This window comes from Ectothiorhodospira shaposhnikovii, from assembly GCF_016584105.1.
Lineage (GTDB): Bacteria > Pseudomonadota > Gammaproteobacteria > Ectothiorhodospirales > Ectothiorhodospiraceae > Ectothiorhodospira > Ectothiorhodospira shaposhnikovii.
Map to the genome: position 1 here is coordinate 1 of NZ_NRSM01000093.1, position 765 is coordinate 765.

At 52.0% G+C, this 765-nt stretch carries 1 protein-coding gene; it reads right to left on the reverse strand.

Features of this window, described 5'->3' with window-relative positions; translation table 11 throughout:
- Positions 1-85 precede the first annotated feature (85 nt).
- Complete coding sequence (locus CKO35_RS17545; protein ID WP_200177395.1) at positions 86-574, reverse strand: hypothetical protein; 489 nt, start codon at positions 572-574, stop codon at positions 86-88.
- Positions 575-765: the final 191 nt, after the last annotated feature.

Here is a 765-nt window from a genome sequence, read left to right on the forward strand (position 1 = left end):
TTCCCTCACGGGTTTGCCCTTGCCGTCGGCTAGTAGTTACAGTCGTCCACAGAGTGGACATCACAGGTACTCCTACAGGGGACTTTCACCCCATCAGTTCATGCCCATGTCGGGCGTACACAAAATGAAGCATTGCCTCAGACCATTCTCTTTCAACAGAATCGCCCTCCCAGCCCGAGCCAGCGTGGTTGGCTTTAATTTCTTCAATTAAGTGTTTTGCACGCTTGCTAGGCTCACCCGGTTGATGGCGTGAAATGAAATACACTTCGGGGCCGTCAACCCTATCCCTTAATACTGCCTTATGTGCCTCGTTCTGGGGGACAGCCTCAGTATGCTCAATGCCTATCTCACGACCGCTTACTTTTAGGAGGAAGTCTGGTCTTTCCCGCCGGACTAGTTCGAGCGGGTACGAGAGCTGAGTTCTCCCCAATAACACAGAAAGCAAATGAGCAATAGCGTAGCGCTCAGTGTGTTCCTTTGTTCGACCTTCAGATCGTCTGGGCACCGAGATATCTATGCTTTTCAGCACACTCTCAAGTTCAATTTCGTTTTTGACTAAAAGCATAGTCTGCATAGAGCTAACGTCCAGCGTAACCGGCCGGCTTTGGAGCGTAGCGGAAAAGCCGGTCCGAGTTGACGCTGTGGTGTACGCCCGACATGGGCATGAACTGATGGGGTGAAAGTCCCCTGTAGGAGTACCTGTGATGTCCACTCTGTGGACGACTGTAACTACTAGCCGACGGCAAGGGCAAACCCGTGAGGGAA

Bases quoted from the DNA above. Each gene is read 5' to 3' on its own strand.
- CKO35_RS17545 (WP_200177395.1), bottom strand. From the start codon at position 574: ATGCAGACTATGCTTTTAGTCAAAAACGAAATTGAACTTGAGAGTGTG.